This window comes from Arthrobacter sp. TmT3-37 (assembly GCF_054510835.1).
Map to the genome: position 1 here is coordinate 572,084 of NZ_JBTNDU010000001.1, position 19,376 is coordinate 591,459.

Consider the following 19,376-nt stretch of genomic DNA (forward strand, 5'->3'; position numbering starts at 1 on the left):
TTCCCGCGCTCCCAGCTCTCCCGCTATCGTCTGTGTTCCCGCCCCGCGCTTTCAGGCTACTTACCCGCCGCGACCTTGCGCTTCACGGGTGCCCTGCGGGTGGTCTTCTTCGGGGCCGGTCCCTTCGCACGCTTGTCGGCGAGCATCTCGATCGCCTGCTCCCGCGTCAGCTCCTCGATGGCCATCGACCCCGGGACCGTGATGTTCGTGACGCCGTCGGTGATGTAGGGGCCGAAGCGGCCGTCCTTCACCACGATGGGCTTCTCGCTCACCGGATCGTCGCCGAACTCGGCCAGCGGCGGGGTGACCGTCCGCCCGCCCCGCTGCTTGGGCTGCTTGTAGATCTCCAGCGCCTGCTCGAGGGTGATCGTGAAGATCTCCTCCTCCGACCCGATGGACCGGGAATCGCTGCCCTTCTTCAGGTACGGGCCGAACCTGCCGTTCTGCACCGTGATCTCCTTGCCGTCCTCGTCCGTCCCGAGGACACGCGGCAGATTCATCAGCTTGAGGGCGTCCTCGAGCGTCACCGTGTCCACGGCCATGGACTTGAAGAGCGAACCCGTGCGGGGCTTGACCTTCGCAGGCTTCTTCGGCGGCTTCGGCTTGCCGTTCTTGTAGTACTCGACCGGCTGGCTCGCGAGCTCCTCGGCCGTGACCTCGGGGATCAGCTCGATGACGTACGGCCCGTAGCGCCCGTCGCGGGCCACGATCGTGCGCCCGGTCTCCGGGTCAGTGCCGAGGACGCGTTCCTGCGACGTCGGCGCCTCCATCAGTTCGATCGCCTTCTCGGCCGTCAGCTCGTCCGGTGCGAGGTCCTCGGGCACGTTGGCGCGCTGGGGCTCGGTCCCCTCGGGCGCATCCTCCGGCAGGGGCTTCTCGAGATACGGGCCGAACTTGCCCACCCGCAGGGTGATGCCCTCGGCGATCTCCACCGAGTTGATCCGGCGCGCGTCGATCTCGCCGAGCTCGTTGACGATCGTGTGCAGGCCCGTGTCCTTGCGGTCACCGTAGTAGAAGTGGTTGAGCCACTCCACGCGCCCGGCCTCGCCCCGCGAGATGCGGTCGAGGTCCTCCTCGAGCTCCGCCGTGAAGTCGTAGTCGACGTAGTCGTTGAAGTGCTCCTCGAGCAGGCGCACCACGGAGAACGCGATCCAGCTCGGCACGAGGGCCTGGCCGCGGGTCCGCACGTAGCCGCGGTCCATGATGGTGGACATCGTCGCGGCGTAGGTGGACGGGCGGCCGATCCCCCGCTCGTCCAGCACCTTGACCAGCGAAGCCTCGGTGTAGCGCGGCGGCGGGGACGTCTCGTGGCCGATGGCCTCGATCGCCGTCGCACCGAGGGCGTCGCCCGTGGCGACGTTGGGCAGGCGCGTGCCCTGTGCGTCGTCGTCGGAGCCGTCCTCGTTGCGGTCGGCGTCGCGGCCCTCCTCGTAGGCGGCGAGGAAGCCGCGGAACGTGATGACGGTGCCGGAGGCGGCGAATTCGGCGTCCCGGCCGTCGGCGCTCGTCGCGCCGAGGCGGAGCGAGGCCGTCGAGCCCTTGGCGTCCGCCATCTGCGAGGCCACGGTCCGCTTCCAGATCAGCTCGTACAGGCGGAATTCGTCACCGCGCAGGGACTGGGCGACCTGCGCGGGGGTGCGGAACGAGTCTCCCGCGGGACGGATGGCCTCGTGCGCCTCCTGGGCGTTCTTGGCCTTCCCCTTGTAGACGCGGCGCGACTCGGGGACGTACTCGGGACCGTACAGCTCGGAGGCCTGCCGGCGGGCGGCGTTGATGGCCTGGTCCGAGAGCGCCGACGAGTCGGTACGCATGTAGGTGATATAGCCGTTCTCGTACAGCCGCTGCGCCACCTGCATGGTGACCTTCGAGCTGAAGCGCAGCTTGCGGGCCGCCTCCTGCTGCAGGGTCGACGTCGTGAACGGCGCCGCGGGACGGCGCGTGTACGGCTTCGTCTCGACGGAGCGCACGGTGAAGGCGGCGCTCTCCAGTCCGGCGGCGAGGGACCGTGCCGCCTCCTCGTCGAGCCGGACCGCGTTGGCGCCCTTCAGCTCGCCGCGGTCGGTGAAGTCCTTGCCGGTCGCGATCCGGCCGCCGTCGACGGCGACGAGCTTGGCCGGGAAGGTGCTGCCCTTCGCCGAGTCCTCGGGGGTGAACGTGCCGGTGAGGTCCCAGTACGAGGCCGTCCGGAACGCCATCCGCTCGCGCTCGCGCTCCACGACGAGCCGAGTCGCCACGGACTGCACGCGCCCGGCAGACAGGCCGCGGGCCACCTTGCGCCACAGCACGGGGGAGATCTCGTAGCCGTACAGGCGGTCGAGGATACGCCGGGTCTCCTGGGCGTCGACCATGGGGATGTCGACGTCGCGCAGCTCGCCCATGGCGCGCGTCACGGCTTCCTTGGTGATCTCGCCGAACGTCAGGCGGTAGACGGGGACCTTCGGCTTGAGGACCTGCAGCAGGTGCCACGCGATGGCCTCGCCCTCGCGGTCGTTATCGGTCGCGAGATAGAGCTCGTCGGCGTCCTTCAGGGCGGCCTTGAGCTCGGCGACCGTCTTCCGCTTCTCCGGGGACACGACGTAGTACGGCTCGAAATCCTTGTCGAGGTCCACGGCGAACTTGCCCACCGAGGACTTCTTGAGTTCGGCGGGGAGGTCGGAGGGCTGCGGGAGATCCCGGATGTGCCCCATGGACGCCGCGACCTGGAAACCCTCGCCGAGATAGCCCGAAATGCTCTTGATCTTGCTGGGGGACTCTACGATGACGAGCTTCTTGCCGTGCTTCTTGTCCGTGGCCTTGGTCGGCACATCTCTCCTATATATACGGGTGCGATGCCGCGGCAGGTGCGTGGGTGTCCGGTCCGGATCCCGCTGCTCGGCCTCACCTCACAGTATGCGTCATGCGTACCTGCACAAGGGTAACCGCTGGTTTCAGGGGGCCGGAATCAGGAAGCCCTCGCGGACGAGCTGCTCGACATCGACCAGCAGCTCCGCTGTGAACGCCGCGTCGGGCCGGTCCAGGAGCATCGCGAGCGCACCCGCGATCTGGCCCGCGGTGAGATCGCCGTCGCATGCGGACACGAATCCGGCGAGCTCGGTGCTCAGCAGCGTGGTGCGCCGCAGCCCCGCTCCCTGCCGCAGCAGGATGACGCCGGGATGTTCCGCTCCGGGCCGTGCATGACGTTCCTCGGTGACGTCGTCCGCCACCAGCAGGAACTCGTCGGCGATCCCGATGCCCGACGCCGCCTGCTCCGTGTGGGCGGCGAGCCAGTCGTTCCGGCCGATCGCGGCGGCCAGGTGGGGTCCCACGGGCTGTTCGATCTCGTGGGTGATCTCCTCCAGCGTGACCCGGACGAGGTCGTTGGGGTTGCCGGGCCGACGCAGCCAGACGGAGCCGAAGCCGATCCCCTCGACATCCCGCGACGCGAAGTCCGCGAGGTAGTCCGCGAAGCTCTCGAGGTAGGCCTCCCGGTCGCGGTTCTCCGCGGCGTCCCGCAGCCACGTCTCGGCGTACTGCACGGGTGTCAGCTGTTCGCGCTGGATGACCCAGGCGTCGACGCCGGGCGGGACGAACCCGCGGACCCGCCGGTCCCACGCGTTCCCCTCCGGGATCTCCCAGTTGCCGAGCAGCTGGGCGGCACCACCGGGTGCGAGTACTCCCGGCAGCGTCCCGACGAGGTCCTCGACGATGGCGTCCCCGGCGAGTCCGCCGTCGCGGTAGGTGTAGGCCTCCCCGGACCTCCCGGTGCGCGGGGTGATGACGAAGGGCGGGTTGGAGACCACGAGATCGAACCGCTCCCCCTCGACCGGTTCGAGCAGGCTGCCCCTGCGGAGGCTGACGCGGTCCCCCGGCCGCTGCGGGTCGATCTCCAGAGCCCGGGCGTTCAGGAGGAGATTGAACCGGGCGAACCCGAGCGCGCGGTCGGAGATGTCGGTCGCGGTCACGTGGCGGGCATGCGACAGCAGGTGGAAGGCCTGGATCCCGCACCCCGTCCCCAGGTCGAGAGCCCGCTCCACGTGCGTCCGCATGACGGTCTGGGCGAGGGTCAGGGACGCGCCGCCGATGCCCAGGACGTGGTCGTGGCGGAGGGGCCCCGGGCGCTGCTCCGATCCGAGGTCACTCGCCACCCACAGGCCACCTCCTGTATCGGAGCCGTAGGGCCGGAGCTCGACGACGGCGTGCCAGCTCCGTCCTGCCGACGGGTCGGCGGCAGTGCGCGTCGCAGCTTCCGGCCCGTCGGCCGTTGTGATCTGCCGTTCCTCGTGCGACGTCGGCCCGCCGTCCGCACCGGGCTCGATGAGCCTCAGCTGTTCGAGCCCGGGCACGCCGAGGCGCGGGAACGCGGCCCGCAGATCCTCGTCGCCCACGGCTTCCCCGAGGAGCCACAGGAGGACCGGGACGGCCCGCGCGCCGGCCGAGCCGGAGAGGTGGCGCCTGCATTCGAGGAGCGCGGGGGCGAGCTGACCCCGGCCGAGGGCCGCGTAGGCCGGGGCTCCGAGGAGTTCCCCGACACCGTCGACCGTGTAGGCGAGGTCCGTCAGGTCCTCGGCGAGTGCCTCGAGCGCCGGGAGGTCCCGGCTCGAGGGTGCGGTGGGGACGTCGTCGTCGAAGTCCCGCCGGCCGGTCGGACGCGCGGCCGGCATCACGCGGCGCCCGCGGCCGTCGCCTCGGCTTCGTCGGACTCGCACCCCTGGGGGCACCGCAGTGTCGCCGGGTCGGCCGCGCATGCCGCGCAGTAGAGCGTGAGATTCCGGCAGGACGCGTTGGAGCAGTTCTCGAATGTGTTCGAGGGCGTCTGGCACCGCACGCACTTGCCGATCGTGACGGCGTCATCGCTGAATTCCAGGTGCATGCGCTTGTCGAAGACGTAGAGGGAGCCCTCCCACAGCCCGGCGTCGCGGTACTTCTCGCCGTAGCGGACGATGCCGCCGTCGAGCTGGTAGACCTCCTGGAAGCCGCGATTGACCATGAGGCTGGACAGCACCTCGCAGCGGATGCCGCCGGTGCAGTAGGTGACGACGGGCTTGTCCTTGAGATCGTCGTACTTGCCCGAGTCGAGTTCGCGGACGAAGTCGTGCGTGGTGCGCACATCGGGGACCACGGCCCCCTTGAAGCGTCCGATCTGCGCCTCGAGGGCGTTCCGGCCGTCGAAGAAGACGACCTCCTCGCCCTCGGCCCGCTTTGCATCGACCAGAGCGTGCAGTTCCTCCGGCGCCAGGTGGGTGCCCCCGCCCACCACTCCGTTCGCGTCGACCTCGAGTTCCCCGGGCGCCCCGAACGACACGATCTCGTCCCGGACCTTCACGCTCAGCCGCGGGAAGTCGTCCGCGCCGCCGTCGGACCACTTGATCCCCATGCCCTTGAACGCGGGGTACTCGCGCGTGGTCTTCACGTACTGCTTCACCGCGCCGATCTCGCCACCCACCGTGCCGTTGATCCCGTCCTTGGAGATGAGGATCCGTCCGCGCAGCCCCCACTTCTCGCAGAGAGCGCGCTGCCACAGGCGGATCGCCTCGGGGTCGGGCAGTGGTGCAAAGGCGTAATAAAGGGCAATACGATTCATCGACACGGCTTAAAGCGTACTTTGCGTCTCAATACGGTCACCTCGGCGCCCGTCCCTGGTGATTCGAAGTCGTCGAGAACTATGGTTCAGCACATGGGTGCACACGCAGACGCCGAACTCCTCCAGACGTGGATCACCGGCTGGTCCGCCTGCCGGGGCTACGAGCCTCACAGGGACGCACGGAGCACCTCCGTGCTGCTCACGGACCAACAGGACCAGACCGAGCACTTCCTGTTCGAACCGACGACCGGGCTGTTCCTCGAACTCGCCGCCGCGACCCGGGACGATCCGACGCGCGTGCTGACCGTCGTCACCAACAGGATGCAGGAGCTCATCGATGCTGCAGCCCCCCTGCGCATGCGGGTCACCGACCGCCAGCAGTCCCTGATGAGCGTCGACATGGACGGTCAGGACGTCGAGGACCCCCGGCCCCCCGGGGACGACTTCACCCTCGAGCGCGAGCACAGCGGCGCCTGCCGCCGTGTGACGGTGCGCGCCGACGGGGAACTGGCGGCCCACGGCTCGGTGTCGGTGGTGGCCGAGCACGCGGTCTACGACCGCATCGTCACCGAGGACGGCTACCGGCGACGGGGACTGGGCAGCTTCGTCATGCGCGCCCTGACGGCCGGCGTCCTCGAGGACGACGTCACGTCCGGTCTGCTCATGGCCTCCGCGGACGGCCGGGCGCTGTACGAGTTCTTGGGGTGGCGCCACCTCGCCGATGTGTTCGTCATCAGAGGATAACGGCGGATTTCGCTCTCCTCCCGGAGACCCGGTGGGAGACTTGCAGGGTGGCTGCGCAGAATCCCCTCCTTCCCCTCCTCGGAGGGGGGCCCGACCCTGAGCAGCTGCTGCATGTCCGCGAGATCCCCGCGCGCGAGGCCGAGCACGAACCGTGGCCCGCATGGGCGCACCCCGACGTCGTCAATGCCTTCGCCGCCCGCGGCGTGAGCGAACCGTGGCGTCACCAGGTGGAGGGCGCCACCTCGGCCCACGACGGGGAGCACACGATCATCGCGACGGGCACCGCGTCCGGGAAGTCGCTCTGCTATCAGCTGCCCGTCCTCGACGAGATCCACCGCAGCGAACTGCTGGACCGCGCGACGCTTGCCCCCACCGGCTCGGTGGCCCTCTACCTCGCTCCGACGAAGGCCCTGGCCGCTGACCAGCTCGCCGCCATCAACGCGCTGGGACTCCCCACGGTCCGGGCGGAGACGTACGACGGCGACACCGAGTCGGGTGCGCGGCGGTGGATCCGCGACCACGCGAACATGGTGCTGGCGAACCCGGACATGCTCCACTACGGGATCCTGCCCAACCACACGTGGTGGGCCCGGTTCTTCCGCCGCCTCAAGTACGTCATCATCGACGAGGCGCACAGCTACCGTGGCGTCTTCGGCTCGCATGTCGCGAACCTCCTGCGACGCCTGCGGCGCGTCTGCGCGAGCTACGGGGCGGATCCGGTGTTCATCGGGGCGTCCGCCACGTCGGCCGAGCCCGCCGCCTCCTTCGCCCGGCTGATCGGCGCTCCGGCCCGGGCCGTGGACCGGGACAGCTCTCCGCACGGCTCCACCACCGTCGCCTTCTGGGAGCCGGAGCTCACGGGAATGAAGGGTGAGAACGGCGCGGCGACGCGTCGGACGGTGATCGCCGAGACCTCCGACCTGCTCGCCAACCTCGTGTCCTCCCATGTGCGGACCATCGCCTTCATCAAATCGCGGCGGGGCGCGGAGAGCATCGCGCAGACCTCCCGGCGGATGCTCGAGGACGTCCATCCGAGCCTCCCCCACCGCATCGCCGCCTACCGCTCCGGATACCTGCCCGAGGAGCGCAGGGCCCTCGAGGCAGCCCTGCGCAGCGGTGAGCTGCTCGGTGTCGCGAGCACCTCGGCGCTGGAGCTCGGCATCGACATCTCCGGTCTCGACGCCGTGCTCGTGGCCGGTTGGCCCGGCACCCGGGCCTCGCTCATGCAGCAGATCGGCCGTGCCGGCCGCTCCGGGCAGGACGCCATCGCCGCATTCGTGGCCAGCGACGACCCCCTGGACACGTATCTTGTGCACCACCCCGAGGCCGTCTTCGACCTCGCCGTCGAAGCCACCGTCTTCGATCCCTCCAATCCGTATGTGCTGGGGCCGCACCTGTGCGCCGCAGCCGCGGAGCTCCCGCTGACAGACGCCGACCTCGTCCTGTTCGGCGCGACGTCGGAGGAACTGCTCGGCACCCTGTGCGACCAGGGCTTCCTGCGGCGCCGTCCCGCCGGATGGTTCTGGACCCATCCCCAGAGTGCCGCCTCGATGGTGAACCTGCGCGCCGACGGGGGTGGGCCGATCAACATCGTCGAGGCGGAATCGGGCGCACTCCTCGGAACCATGGATTCGCCGCAGAGCCACTACCAGGCGCACCCCGGGGCGGTGTACGTCCATCAGGGGCGGACCTACGTGGTGCAGGAACTCAACGAGCAGGACCACTGCGCCGTCGTCGCACGGGCCCATCCAGACTACTACACGCAGGCACGGGACGTCACGCAGATCGAGGTGATCGGCCGGGACGTCAGCCGGCTCTGGGGTGGGGTCCTCGCCAACTTCGGCGACGTGAAGGTGACGACCCAGGTGGTGTCCTTCCAGCGCAAGGCCTTCTCCTCCAACGAGATCCTCGGTGAGGAGTCGCTCGAACTCGAGGCACGGGATCTCTTCACGAAGAGCGTGTGGTTCGAGATCAGTCCGGAGTTGCTGGAGGCGGAGGGCATCCTCGCGGAGGAGCTCCCCGGGGCGCTCCATGCAGCGGAGCATGCGGCGATCGGCCTGCTCCCGCTCGTCGCGTCCAGCGACCGCTGGGACATCGGCGGAGTGTCCACCGCGCTGCACGCCGATACCGGGATGCCCACCATCTTCGTGTACGACGGCCACCCCGGCGGCGCCGGCTTCGCCGAGCGGGGCTTCGAGGCCGCGCGCACCTGGTTGTCCGCGACCCGTGACGCGATCGAGGCCTGCGAGTGCGAGTCGGGGTGCCCCTCCTGCGTCCAGTCGCCGAAGTGCGGCAACCGGAACAATCCGCTCAGCAAGGGTGGTGCCGTGGCGGTCCTCTCGCTCATCCTGAACCAGGCCGGTGCCGCTCCCGGTGCCGGTCCGGCCCGCGTATCGGACCCCGGCCACGATGCGGCTCCGGCCACCAGCGGCGCATCGATCTCCGCGTCGACCTCCCCGAGGTCCGCGTCTGCGGCGTCCGATCTGGAGGATCAGGGGACGGACGCCGGGTAGTCCCTGGGTGACGCTCACGGAGGCGGCCCGGCCCGGGCTGCGCCGAGGGCGTCGGGAAGCGGGCCGGCGACGCCGACCGAGACCCGGACCAGCGCGGTTCCGGGGCCCGCCCCGCCGATCGTGCAGTCCTGCACCCTGGCCCCGTGGCGTCCAGCGACGCTCGAGGCGGCCGCGCAGGGGTCCCCGGTGGCGAGTCCTCGCGCGACGTCCGCGGCTGCGAGTGCCGCGAGGTCGGCCGCGGTCGCCGCTTTCGATGCAGCGGACGCCGCCTGGAGCACCAGAGCTGCTACTGCGATCAAAAGGACTGCCACCAGGGCGAGGCCCGCCATCAGCAGCGTCCCGGCCCCACTCTCGGCATCGCGACACCGCCCTGCACCGGCGGCCGCCCGACTCCTACCCACCGTGTTCCTCCTTCCCCGAAGCAGTGGCCGTGAGTTCGATCCCCATCAGGTCCACGACGGGTCCCTCGATCTGCGCCGTCACCTCGACGGTGGTCCATCCCGAGTCCGTCGCCACCCGCACCCTCGCGGTGAGCCCGGCGAGACGCTGCACCGTCTGCTGGACTGTTCCGCTGCTTTCGCCCCGCATCGCCTCGCGTGCTCCGGCACGTGCGGCTTCCTCCAGCCGTAGCTGGACGGTGCCGACATGGGCGGTCCCGAGCAGCAGCGCGAGGAGGACGACCAGGGCGGGAAGCACGACGGCGACCTCCGCCGTGACCGAGCCGCGCTGACCGCCGTCGGAGGTCCTGGCATTCTCGTGGCGCAGTCCCTTCCGACGAGCACTCGGCCTTCCAGGAGCCCCATCCAAGGGGTCCGGTGCGCACTGGTGCTGCAGGCCATGCGGCTCGTGCAGCTCGTGCGGCTCCTGCGGGCTTCGCGGTGCGCGCGGGTCGCCTGGCTCGTCGGTACCGCTCATCAGATGACGTCCACGATGACACTCGTCCGGTGGTCCTGCGGGGTCGCGTCCCGGCCCGCCCCGGCCGGTCACCATCAGCCGAAGTTCAGCGCCGACGTGATCAGGGACATGAGCAGTCCCTTGATCTCGCCGCTCGACAGGACGGCGACGAGGAGCGCCGCGAAAGCGACGGCCGCGAGCGTCGCAATGGCGTATTCGGCGGTCGCCATCCCGGCTTCCTGACCTGTCGCCGGGTCCTTCCGACGGCGGATGATCCGCTCGTTCGACCGCCGGCGTCGAGCCTCCGCCCGACGGCTCATCCGGTCGACCGGCATCGGAGCCGTTGCGACGGCCCCGTGCCTGCCGCCCTCCGGCTTCTCCCGCTCGGCGTCGCCCACCGGATGAAGCGGCGCCGATGGTGCCGCCTGCGAGAGCTCGGACGGCGCAGGACGCACCGGGCTGCCGCAGCCTGCTGCACCGTCCGGAGCGACGACGGCGCTTCGGAACGCCGACCCCTGCACTACCTCGAGCTGGGTCTCCTCTGACATGGACTGTCCTTTCCTCGACGAGGGACACAGGTCCCGCGTGCTCTCCGCGACGATCGCCGCAGGACCAACTCTCGTCACCAGCCGGTACTCACTCGACGACACGACGGGCTAAGTGGATAACCCCTGTGCCCGAGGTGCCGCGGTCATCCTGCCCCCGTCCGCATCTCCCTGAAACAGCGGAACAAACGGCCCGACCGACTCAGCGGGATGAACGGGTCGAACGGCCCGACCGACTCAGCGGAATGCACGGGACGAGTGACCTGACCGGCGCAGCGGGACTCACGGCGGTTCCTGCAACGGGATGCACGGGACGCACTAGCACACGCTCCGCGGAGCGCCGGCACTCACATCAGAGGGAGGGCAGGAGCCCCAGGACGACAGGCACGACGCCGAGGCAGATGAAGGCCGGCAGGGAGCACAGGCCGAGAGGCAGGACGAGCTGCACGCCCAGGGCTGCTGCCTTCCTGTCGATCTCACGGTTGTACCGTCGCCGCAGCTGCGCCGCATGGGCGTGAAGGAGCGCCGCCGAGGGCGCGCCCGTCGAGATGGCGAAGCGCAGACCGAGCCGGACGTCCTCCACGGTGCGGTCCTGATCGCGGAGGGACCGCCTCCGGCCGGCATGGTGCAGGAAACCCGGGGGCGGCGTGTCCGCCCGGCTCCCCGCCCCGGCTTCCCAGGCCGCATCCCACGACGCACCGAGGAGCCGTGCCGTGTGCACGCGGACCAGGTGCGAGCGGATACCGGGCTCGCAGGATTCGGCGACCAGCGACAGCGCATGCTCCACCGATGCTCCGGCGGACAACAGCGCTGCCAGCAGGTCGAGGAGCAACGGACCGTCGCGGATCCCGCCGTCCTGTTCCACGCCCCGTCGATCCGTGCGGGCCGGACGGAGCCGCCCCGACGACACCGTCATCACGGAGGACGCCGCCGCCAGCAGGGCGAACACCAGGAGACCGGGCATCACGGTGATCCCCCACCCGCCCGCTGCACCAGCCATCGGGACCACATCCGCGATGCGATCATCAGGACGGCGCCGGCGACCAGCGCGAGGCGCCCCGGCGGTGACGCGGTGAGGACTTCCAGCGGGTTGGTGCCCAGTGCGAAACCGAGGACCAGGCCGACGGCCGGCAACCAGGAGAGGAGCACCACCGTCGCCCGCGGACCCGCCAGCGCCGTATCCCTGGCGGAGAGCCCATCGAGGTGCGCGTCCAGTTGTGCGGCGTAGTGCTCGAGGATCCCAGCCAAGGGCGCACCGCTGCGCCCCGCCACCTCGAAGCACCCCGCGAGGTCGATCCACAGCCGGTCGACGTGCGCGGCGGACGATGACACCCCGGCACCACCGCTGCGATGTGCAGCCCCTTGGCGAAGGGCGTCGGGAACACCCAGGCCGAGGTCCGCGGCACGCCGTGCTGTGGCGATCATCGGGCGCACGGCGGCCGCGAAGGTACTGCTCCCGTCGGCGTAGACGGCCTCGATATCCGCCCAGAGGACGTGCGGAGGCCGCCCTGCCCTGAGGAGCCCGGCCAGTTGGTGCACGAACAACGGGAGCTCGTGGAGGTCGACTGCCGGACGCCGGGACCTCCAGGGCCGGTCGGGCCGGACGCCCCCTGCTTCCACGGGGGTGCTGCCGGTCCGAGCGGGACGTGTCGTGGTACCCGGCGCCCGTCTGCCGCTCCGGCCCGTGGTCGGCAGCACGAGGACGGTGCCGGCCAGCGCCAGGAGGATTGCCACGACGACTCCGGTCATGGCCCGTCCCCGCTCCGGCCCACCCGCAGGGCGAAGTCGTCCCATCCCGAGGCTCGTCGGCATTGCCCGCCGGTGTCGATGAGGACCGGCCGCACCAGGAGGCCGCCGCCCGGGCCGAGTTCCAGGAGCCCGATGCTCTCCACCCGGCGGCCACGCATGTCGCGCACGACGTGCACCACCACGTCGAGTGCGCTCGCTGCCTGCAGGGCGAGGGCTTCGGGCGACAGGCCGGCGAGCGCTGCGAGCGCCGCCAAACGGGCCGGGACGGCGTCGGCGGAATTCGCGTGGACCGTTCCCCCACCACCGTCGTGCCCCGTGTTCATAGCGGCCAGCAACTCCCGGACCTCGGCGCCCCGGCACTCCCCCACGACCAGCCGGTCCGGTCGCATGCGCAGGGCCTGCCGCACGAGCTCGGTGAGGTCCAGGACGCCGGCACCCTCCAGGTTGCCGTGACGGGACTGGAGCCCGACGGTGTGCGGGTGTGCAGGGTCGAGCTCTGCGGCGTCCTCGACCAGCACCACACGCTCCCGCGGGCCGGCCAGCCCGAGGAGCGTCGAGAGGAGGGTGGTCTTTCCCGTCCCCGTCGCACCGCTGATGAGGAAGTTGAGGCGGCGCCGCATCATCAGGGTCAGTGCCTCCGCCATCATGGGCGCCACGGTCCCGCGGTCGACGAGTTCCGGGAGCGAGAACTGCAGCGGTCTCCTGATCCTGATGGACAGCAGCGTTCCCGTCGTCGAGATGGGCGGGAGCACCGCATGGATCCGGAGCCCGTCCAGCCGCACGTCGACGGCAGGACTACCGTCGTCCAGGCGCCGCCCACCCGCGGCGACGAGGCGCACGGCGAGCGCCCGTACCTCCGAATCGCCGGCGAAGACGGAACCCACCCGCTGCAGCCCCGCCGCGCCGTCCACCCACACGTCCGCGGGCCCGTTGACGAGGATGTCGGTCGTGGATTCCTGGGCGAGGAGGTGCTCGAGCGGTCCGAGTCCCTTGAGTTCCGCACGAACCCGGTCGAGGGCCGACAGGGTACCCTCCGATCCGAGGAGCCTGCCGCTCGACCCCACGGCGTCGGCGAGGGCCGCTCCGGTCGCCTGCACGTTCCCGGCGAGAACGGCCCGCCGCACCGACTCCACCATCGACGCGGCACCCGGGTCCCTGTCGCGTGCCCCGTCGGCGACCGGCCGGGGTGGTGCACCCCGGTGGAGGGTGCCGGCCCCGGGACCGGCGCGTAGCTCGCGCCGGGTCGGCTGCCTCTGGGGGTCGGGCTCCTTCATGCGGCCGCGTCCCCCTCGGCAGCGACGGACTCGACGATCCTGCGTGCCTTCCTGGGCAGGGCGAAGTCGAACATCCTGCCGCTCGCCTCAGCAGTGGCGGCCCCCCGGACGAAGGGGAGGTACGGGAGCGGACCCGGGCGTCCCGCCAGTTCGGCGACCGCCCAGGCATCGAGGCCGTCGAGGACCGGCCCACGTAGCACCATGGTCACCGGGACGGACCCGCACTCCTGGAGGACGGCGGCCGCTGCGGCGACGCCGCGAGGCCTCGATGGCACGAGGAGGACCAGGCGGTCGCATGCAGACGCGAGGGCCCGGTCACCTGTCCCGGTGCTGCCGAGGTCGATGAAGCTGGTGTCGAACGCGCCGCGCGCGGCTTCCATGACAGCTCCCGCCGGCCCCGTCGCGTCCCCTCGCCCGACGCCGGGCGGGCCGGGTCGCGTGCCGTGCGACAGCACGGAGAGGCCGCCGACGGAGGGCAATGCGGCGGCGAGTTGCTCGGCACCGAGCGTCCCGCGGATCTCCTCGAGGTCGTGCCACCGCACGCCGGGGTGCTCCTCTATGCCGAGGGCACGATCGAGGCCGCCGCCGAGGGGATGCGCGTCCACCAGCAGCACGGACCTACCCTGGTCCGCGGTGCGTCGGGCACACCAGAAGGCGAAGGTACTCACACCGCAGCCGCCGGCGGTACCGACGAAGCCGACCACCGCGCCGGTGGCGGCAGGGTTGACCCGCCGTCCGAGGTGTTCGGCGAGCCAGCCCGCACCCTGTGGCAGGATCACGACGCGCGACGAGGCGAGGGCCGCAGCGCTTCCCCAGGCCCGTTGCTCGTCGTCGGCGGTCCCCACGACGATGACCTCGCGCTGCCCGTGCACTCCCGCCGCGGCCTGGTCCACCGCGACGAGCAGCACCAGCGGGTCGTGCGTGAGTGCTTCGGCGAGGGTGGGGACGAACAGGCCCGCGGTCCCGGCGGCAGCACATGCGCGCGCCACCTGATCCAGGACGAACTGCGTCCCTCCGGCGAGGACCACGGGCTGCCGTCGATCCGTCCGCGTCCGCATCTGCCGAGTCATGCGGCAAGCCTCGCTGCACCGGGTGGGCGTCGCCGCAGGGGTCACCCCTATGTGGACAAGGACCAGGATTGAAGGAATGACAGCGCGACCGCCGACAATATGCTCATGTACATAGCCGTGGCGTCCCTGCCGTCGGGTCGCGGTGGCGACGCCGCCGTGGCGTTGCAGCGCCTCGATGCGGAGGGCGGGTCCGTCGGTGAGCCGGACGTGCTCGACCGCGACGGACTCGGCGACGCCGTCGCCCGCCTGGAGGTCGAGCGCCCGCGCTGGGTGTGGAGCAGCACACGGGACTGGTATCCCGCCCTCCTGACCGTGGGCGTCGCCGTGGACCGATGCTGGGACCTCGCACTGACCCGGGACATCCTGGCCTACTCGGCGTCCTGCCGGCCCTCCCCCTACATCGATTCGCTGAGGTCGGCGGCCCCGAAGGACGACGGCACGGAGCCTCCCCGGCTCCTGATGCCACCCCCTCCGCCGCCGAACCAGCACTCGCTGTTCGACGAGCCGCGGGAGCCCTCCGGGCCGTCCCCGGAGGAGGTCCTCGGGACGTTCCGCGACCAGCTCGCCGCCGTCTCCGATGCCATGGAGCCGGGACGCCTCACCCTGCTGGTCGCCGCCGAGTCCGCGGGCTCGCTCATCGCCGCCGAGATGGAACACTGGGGGCTCCCGTGGCGCAGGGACGTGCATGAGGAGCTGCTCGAACGGACGTTGGGGCCGCGGCCCGCGGAGGGTGCGCGGCCGATCGAACTCGAGCGGCTCGCCGGGGTGCTGCGTGCCGAGCTGGGTAGCCCTGCGCTCAATCCGGACTCCCCGCAGGAGGTCCTGCGGGCCCTGCACCGGGCCGGGATCGAGGTGAGGACCACGCGCTCGTGGGAACTCGAGCAGCAGCAGCACCCCGCCATCGAACCGCTCCTGGCCTACAAGAAACTGTCGCGGCTCCTGACGGCGAACGGCTGGAACTGGCTCGACACCTGGGTCCACGCAGGACGCTTCAGGCCGGAGTATGTCGTGGGCGGCGTCGTCTCCGGCCGGTGGGCGTCCCGGGGCGGCGGTGCGCTGCAGATCCCTCGGCAGGTGCGCGACGCCGTCCGGCCCGACGAGGGTCATGTCTTCCTGGTCGCCGACGCGGCGCAGCTGGAGCCCCGGGTGCTGGCGGCGCTCGGACAGGATTCGGCGCTGGCCGCGGCGGCGCGCGGCAGAGACCTCTACCAGGGCATCGCCGACCAGGGATTCGGCGGTGACCGTGCGAAGGCGAAGCTCGCGATGCTCGGCGCGATGTACGGTGCGACGAGCGGTGAGTCCGGGCGGCTCATGCCGCAGTTGACCCGCGCCTACCCGCGCGCCATCGGCGTCGTCGAGGCGGCGGCGAGGGCGGGGGAAGCCGGGGAGGGTGTCTCGAGCTACCTCGGCCGTGGCTGCCCGCCCGCCTCGGAGGAATGGCGCGCGAGGCAACGGACGACGACGGCGGAGGAGCAGCGCCGCGCGGACGCGGCGGCGCGGGCCCGGGGCCGCTTCACGCGCAATTTCGTGGTGCAGGCCTCGGCCGCGGAGTGGGCCCTGTGCTGGCTGGCGGAGATCCGGCGGCGGTTGACCGCGAGCAGCATCCCGCAGCCGCGGAGCCGCATCGCCTTCTTCCTGCACGACGAGGTGGTCCTGCATGTCCCGGTGGAGCAGGCCGCCGAGGCGGAGGCCCTCCTCGTGGACGCTGCGCGGGCGGCGACGCGGCTGATCTTCGGTGCCATCCCGATCGAATTCTCCATCACCACGGTCACCGTGACGTCCTACGCGGACGCGAAGTAGTCCGCACGGCCTCCGGTCACGCTTCCGTGCGACGCCCGGCGATCGCGGTCCGGGCCAGGGCATTTCACAGGGGTGCGGGGATCTCCTGCGACCGGTCCCACGGCTCCGTCCAGCCGAGACCGTCGAACACCGCATCCAGCAGCATCGCCGTGAATCCCCAGATCACCGCTTCGGGCGCCAGGAACGCGGGTGTCCGGCTGACGAATCCGTCGCGCCGGACGACTGCCGTCCTGCGGCGCGACGGGTCGAGGAGGGTCTCCACGGGACACCGGAAGACCAGTTCGGACTCGGCGGTGTCCACGACACGGATCGGCGACTGCTCGGCCCACCAGCCGAGCACCGGCGTGACCATGAAATTGCTGACGGGGAGTCCCACGTCGGGCAGGGTCCCCAGGACCTCGATGCCCCGAGGGTCAGCCCCCGTCTCCTCCTCTGCCTCGCGCAGGGCTGCCGCGCCCTCGTCCGCGTCCCCGGCGTCGATCGCGCCGCCGGGGAACGCCACCTGGCCCGGATGGTTGGAGAGCGAACTGGCCCGCATCACGAACAGGACGTCGAGTTCGTTGCGCCCGAGATCCCTGCCGGGTCGTCCGGACCGGCCCCCGTCCCGGGCTCCGAAGAGGATCAGCACGGCAGCGCGACGGCTCCTGGTGGGATCGAAGGTCGCGAACTGCCAGCCGTGCGGCTGCAGCAGCGTGGCTCCGGGGCGGTCCATCGACCTGACCCACCGAGTCAGCTCGTCGTACGCCGTCACCGCCGCATCCGCCGGATCCCCTCCCGGCACGAGCCGGGTCCTAGGCACCCAGGCCGTGCCCGGCCTCGCGGAGCTCCACACGGGTCCGGCCGGCCCGCATCTGGTCCAGCAGCTCCTCCCGGCCCGGCGCGAGTTCGTACTTGAGCAGCTTGGCCGCCTTCATCGGGTCCGTCTCGCCCTCCCCGTAGGACGGGCACAGGGCCGCGACGGGGCAGACCCCGCACGCCGGCTTCTTGGCATGGCAGATCCGCCGGCCGTGGAAGACGACGCGGTGGGAGAGCATCGTCCAGTCCTTGCGGTCGAACAGCGCGGCGACGTCGAGTTCCACCTTCACGGGGTCCTCCGACGTCGTCCAGCGGAACCTGCGCGACAGCCGCCCGAAGTGCGTGTCCACGGTGATGCCGGGCACACCGAACGCATTGCCGAGGACCACGTTCGCGGTCTTGCGCCCCACCCCGGGCAGGGTCACGAGGTCCTCGAGCGTGCCGGGCACCTCGCCGTCGAATTCGTCGACGAGCCGCTGGGAGAGCGCAAGGAGGCTGTTGGCCTTCGCGCGGTAGAACCCGGTGGGGCGGATGATCTCCTGCAGCTCGAGCTCCTCGGCCTCGGACATGGTCCGCGCGTCGGGGTACCGCTCGAAGAGGGCGGGGGTGGTGAGGTTGACCCTCACATCGGTGGTCTGCGCGGACAGCACGGTCGCCACCAGCAGTTCGAACGCGTTCCGGAAGTCGAGCTCCGCCACCGCATAGGGGTACGTCTCACCGAGGATCCTGTTGATCCGGCGGGCGCGGCGCTTGAGAACGACCGGCGATTCCTCCTCGATCTTCGCTTTCCTGCCTGCCACGCGCGGATCTCCTCTCGGTGGTGCTGCTCGAGCCACCGGCCACGACGGGCAGGGGCGGAGTGCGTCAGTCGCGGGGAGCGCGTTCGATGTTGCGCAGGTCCCGCAGGATACCGACCGATCCCGTGCGCTTGTCCTGGACCAGGAACTCGCTCCCGCGATCCTCGATGCCGACTTCCCAGTCGCCCGGCTGGAGCGTGAAGACCTCACGGCCGGTCTGTTCGTCGACGACGGGACGCGGCGAGCCGACCGCGAACCAGAACGCTTCAACGACGGGTTCCTCCTCCGCGAAGCGCGTTGCGGTGATGGGCTCCTGGTGGCTCCGTTCCTCCGCGGTCTCCGCTGCGGAGGACCCCGGGAGGTCGTCGCGGACGACGTCGTGGACCCGCGTCGCATCCGCGGCGGGCGTCGTGGTCTGCGACGGGACGGCCTCGGAGGCGTTCCGATCCGAGGAATCGGAGGTCCGCGTGCCCGCATCCTCCGGAGTGGCCTCCGCACCGCGGCCGACGGCGGAGGACCCCGACGGTTCGGCCGTCGTCGTACCGGTGACCGGGTCGTTGTGCGTCGGCGTGCCCTGCGACGCTCCCCGCTCCATCCCGGACTGGCCCGATGCGGCGGCACCGGCACCGACGGCGCCTGCCCCGCCCGCACCGTACAGGCCCGCGCCGTTCTGCAGCACTGCGGCAGCGGCAGGATTGACTCCCGCCGTGCCGGGACCGGCGGTCGTCGAAGCCTGCCGGGTCTTCGCTCCGGCCTCGGGCCTGGGCTGCTTGGGCTGCTTCGGGCGGGGGCGGGCTGCGGTGATGGGACGGGCCGCAGCGGGCGCAGGCACCTCCGGCCGCTCCGCGAAGTCGTTCCGGAAGACCGGGAGGAAAGGAGCAGTGACGGTCGCGGCCAGCATGGCGAGGGACCCGATCAGCGCGAGCAGGGGTCCGGGGTGGAAGTCGGTCACGGTCTGGAGGAAGAAGTAGGTGGCGGCCAGGACGGCGGTGACCGATGCGAACTGGTCGACGGAGAGGGATCCGACACGGAGTCCCGCACTTCCCAGGCGTCGTCCGGCCAGGAGGGCGAGTGCGATCACGGGCAGCAGGATGCCGATGCCGATGAAGAAGAGCGGGCCGCTGTTCCAGAAGTTCGCGTAGCGCACCATGCCGTCGATGAACGGCAGCAGCGTCCCGATGAACACGAGCGCAACGCCTCCGCCGAAGACGGCCTCACGCAGGGTGAACGGACCGAGCACGGCCTCGCTCGGCCCAATGGCGCCGGCCTGCCGGGTCGCCGTCGTGCCGGACGGACCGTCCGTGCCGGAGGCTTTCCCGGCCGCCTGCGCGCCCGTGTCCCGTGCGTCGGTTCGGGATGCCGTCGCCTCCTGGCCGGAGGCGAGTCGCCCCTCGGTTGCTTCCGTCATCTCAAACTCCCGTTTCTAGCGCTGGTCACCGGCTGCATCGGCCGCCGGCATCACTTACCTCCTTCCACCCTAGCCATCGGCCCGCGCCTTCTCCACCGAAGGAGATGCCGAGCCGACCGCCGCTCACCGCACAATCGCCGCATCTCGGCTAGGTCCTGTGACGCCGGGCACACACCGGCGGGGAGAACTCGATAGTGTTCCACTGGAGCACGTTGCGGTGCGGCGAG

The 19,376-nt window shown here is 71.1% G+C and carries 16 protein-coding genes; 3 read left to right on the forward strand and 13 right to left on the reverse strand.

Going from position 1 to position 19,376, the window contains the following annotated elements; translation table 11 throughout:
• Nucleotides 1–56: 56 nt before the first annotated feature.
• From topA to trhO, 3 genes are all read right to left on the reverse strand, one after another.
• A complete protein-coding gene (gene topA / locus ACX80U_RS02740; protein WP_459267312.1) occupies nucleotides 57–2,804 on the reverse strand; it encodes a type I DNA topoisomerase in 2,748 nt (915 codons plus the stop codon).
• Between the two features lie 123 nt (nucleotides 2,805–2,927).
• Nucleotides 2,928–4,640, reverse strand: coding sequence for a DUF7059 domain-containing protein (locus ACX80U_RS02745; protein WP_459267313.1), 1,713 nt, complete (start codon nucleotides 4,638–4,640; stop codon nucleotides 2,928–2,930).
• A complete protein-coding gene (gene trhO / locus ACX80U_RS02750) occupies nucleotides 4,640–5,566 on the reverse strand; it encodes an oxygen-dependent tRNA uridine(34) hydroxylase TrhO (RefSeq protein ID WP_459267314.1) in 927 nt (308 codons plus the stop codon). The genes ACX80U_RS02745 and trhO overlap by 1 nt, the downstream gene beginning before the upstream one ends.
• Before the next feature lie 87 nt (nucleotides 5,567–5,653).
• Between trhO and ACX80U_RS02755 the strand changes: the two genes are divergently transcribed.
• On the forward strand, nucleotides 5,654–6,304 hold the full coding sequence (locus tag ACX80U_RS02755; RefSeq protein ID WP_459267315.1) for a GNAT family N-acetyltransferase: 651 nt from the start codon (nucleotides 5,654–5,656) through the stop codon (nucleotides 6,302–6,304).
• Nucleotides 6,305–6,351: 47 nt separating this feature from the next.
• A complete protein-coding gene (locus tag ACX80U_RS02760; protein WP_459267316.1) occupies nucleotides 6,352–8,817 on the forward strand; it encodes a DEAD/DEAH box helicase in 2,466 nt (821 codons plus the stop codon).
• A gap of 14 nt (nucleotides 8,818–8,831) precedes the next feature.
• Here the strand turns inward: ACX80U_RS02760 and ACX80U_RS02765 are convergent, their stop codons facing one another.
• The 7 genes from ACX80U_RS02765 to ssd form a co-directional block, all read right to left on the reverse strand.
• Nucleotides 8,832–9,218: an Rv3654c family TadE-like protein gene (locus ACX80U_RS02765; protein ID WP_459267317.1), complete on the reverse strand. Its 387-nt coding sequence runs from the start codon at nucleotides 9,216–9,218 to the stop codon at nucleotides 8,832–8,834.
• Nucleotides 9,211–9,732, reverse strand: coding sequence for a TadE family type IV pilus minor pilin (locus ACX80U_RS02770; RefSeq protein ID WP_459267318.1), 522 nt, complete (start codon nucleotides 9,730–9,732; stop codon nucleotides 9,211–9,213). The genes ACX80U_RS02765 and ACX80U_RS02770 overlap by 8 nt, the downstream gene beginning before the upstream one ends.
• 74 nt (nucleotides 9,733–9,806) lie before the next feature.
• A complete protein-coding gene (locus tag ACX80U_RS02775; RefSeq protein ID WP_459267319.1) occupies nucleotides 9,807–10,259 on the reverse strand; it encodes a DUF4244 domain-containing protein in 453 nt (150 codons plus the stop codon).
• A gap of 349 nt (nucleotides 10,260–10,608) precedes the next feature.
• Nucleotides 10,609–11,220, reverse strand: coding sequence for a type II secretion system F family protein (locus ACX80U_RS02780; RefSeq protein WP_459267320.1), 612 nt, complete (start codon nucleotides 11,218–11,220; stop codon nucleotides 10,609–10,611).
• Nucleotides 11,220–12,005, reverse strand: a complete 786-nt coding sequence (locus ACX80U_RS02785) for a type II secretion system F family protein (protein WP_459267321.1) — start codon at nucleotides 12,003–12,005, stop codon at nucleotides 11,220–11,222. The genes ACX80U_RS02780 and ACX80U_RS02785 overlap by 1 nt, the downstream gene beginning before the upstream one ends.
• Complete coding sequence (locus tag ACX80U_RS02790) at nucleotides 12,002–13,279, reverse strand: TadA family conjugal transfer-associated ATPase (protein WP_459267322.1); 1,278 nt, start codon at nucleotides 13,277–13,279, stop codon at nucleotides 12,002–12,004. Before ACX80U_RS02790 ends, ACX80U_RS02785 begins: the two co-directional genes overlap by 4 nt.
• A complete protein-coding gene (gene ssd, locus ACX80U_RS02795; protein ID WP_459267323.1) occupies nucleotides 13,276–14,349 on the reverse strand; it encodes a septum site-determining protein Ssd in 1,074 nt (357 codons plus the stop codon). Before ssd ends, ACX80U_RS02790 begins: the two co-directional genes overlap by 4 nt.
• A 105-nt stretch (nucleotides 14,350–14,454) precedes the next feature.
• Here ssd and ACX80U_RS02800 point away from each other — a divergent pair, with 105 nt between their 5' ends.
• Complete coding sequence (locus tag ACX80U_RS02800) at nucleotides 14,455–16,149, forward strand: bifunctional 3'-5' exonuclease/DNA polymerase (RefSeq protein WP_459267324.1); 1,695 nt, start codon at nucleotides 14,455–14,457, stop codon at nucleotides 16,147–16,149.
• A gap of 64 nt (nucleotides 16,150–16,213) precedes the next feature.
• Here ACX80U_RS02800 and ACX80U_RS02805 read toward each other — a convergent pair whose 3' ends face one another.
• The 3 genes from ACX80U_RS02805 to ACX80U_RS02815 all read right to left on the reverse strand — a co-directional run bounded on the left by ACX80U_RS02805 (nucleotide 16,214) and on the right by ACX80U_RS02815 (nucleotide 19,149).
• Nucleotides 16,214–16,930, reverse strand: coding sequence for an NUDIX hydrolase (locus ACX80U_RS02805; protein ID WP_459267325.1), 717 nt, complete (start codon nucleotides 16,928–16,930; stop codon nucleotides 16,214–16,216).
• 10 nt (nucleotides 16,931–16,940) lie between these two features.
• Nucleotides 16,941–17,744, reverse strand: coding sequence for an endonuclease III (nth, locus tag ACX80U_RS02810; protein ID WP_459267326.1), 804 nt, complete (start codon nucleotides 17,742–17,744; stop codon nucleotides 16,941–16,943).
• 64 nt (nucleotides 17,745–17,808) lie between these two features.
• Nucleotides 17,809–19,149 (reverse strand): hypothetical protein, encoded by a 1,341-nt coding sequence (locus ACX80U_RS02815; RefSeq protein ID WP_459267327.1) that lies wholly within the window; start codon nucleotides 19,147–19,149, stop codon nucleotides 17,809–17,811.
• Nucleotides 19,150–19,376: the final 227 nt, after the last annotated feature.

What these genes read in the sequence shown, in the direction of transcription:
- ACX80U_RS02775 (WP_459267319.1), bottom strand. Translation starts at nt 10,259, where the DNA reads ATGTCAGAGGAGACCCAGCTCGAGGTAGTGCAGGGGTCGGCGTTCCGA.
- ACX80U_RS02755 (WP_459267315.1), top strand. Translation starts at nt 5,654, where the DNA reads ATGGGTGCACACGCAGACGCCGAACTCCTCCAGACGTGGATCACCGGC.
- ACX80U_RS02790 (WP_459267322.1), bottom strand. Translation starts at nt 13,279, where the DNA reads ATGAAGGAGCCCGACCCCCAGAGGCAGCCGACCCGGCGCGAGCTACGC.
- ACX80U_RS02815 (WP_459267327.1), bottom strand. Translation starts at nt 19,149, where the DNA reads ATGACGGAAGCAACCGAGGGGCGACTCGCCTCCGGCCAGGAGGCGACG.
- ACX80U_RS02785 (WP_459267321.1), bottom strand. Translation starts at nt 12,005, where the DNA reads ATGACCGGAGTCGTCGTGGCAATCCTCCTGGCGCTGGCCGGCACCGTC.
- ssd (WP_459267323.1), bottom strand. Translation starts at nt 14,349, where the DNA reads ATGACTCGGCAGATGCGGACGCGGACGGATCGACGGCAGCCCGTGGTC.
- ACX80U_RS02780 (WP_459267320.1), bottom strand. Translation starts at nt 11,220, where the DNA reads ATGCCCGGTCTCCTGGTGTTCGCCCTGCTGGCGGCGGCGTCCTCCGTG.
- ACX80U_RS02745 (WP_459267313.1), bottom strand. Translation starts at nt 4,640, where the DNA reads ATGCCGGCCGCGCGTCCGACCGGCCGGCGGGACTTCGACGACGACGTC.
- ACX80U_RS02770 (WP_459267318.1), bottom strand. Translation starts at nt 9,732, where the DNA reads ATGAGCGGTACCGACGAGCCAGGCGACCCGCGCGCACCGCGAAGCCCG.
- ACX80U_RS02800 (WP_459267324.1), top strand. Translation starts at nt 14,455, where the DNA reads ATGTACATAGCCGTGGCGTCCCTGCCGTCGGGTCGCGGTGGCGACGCC.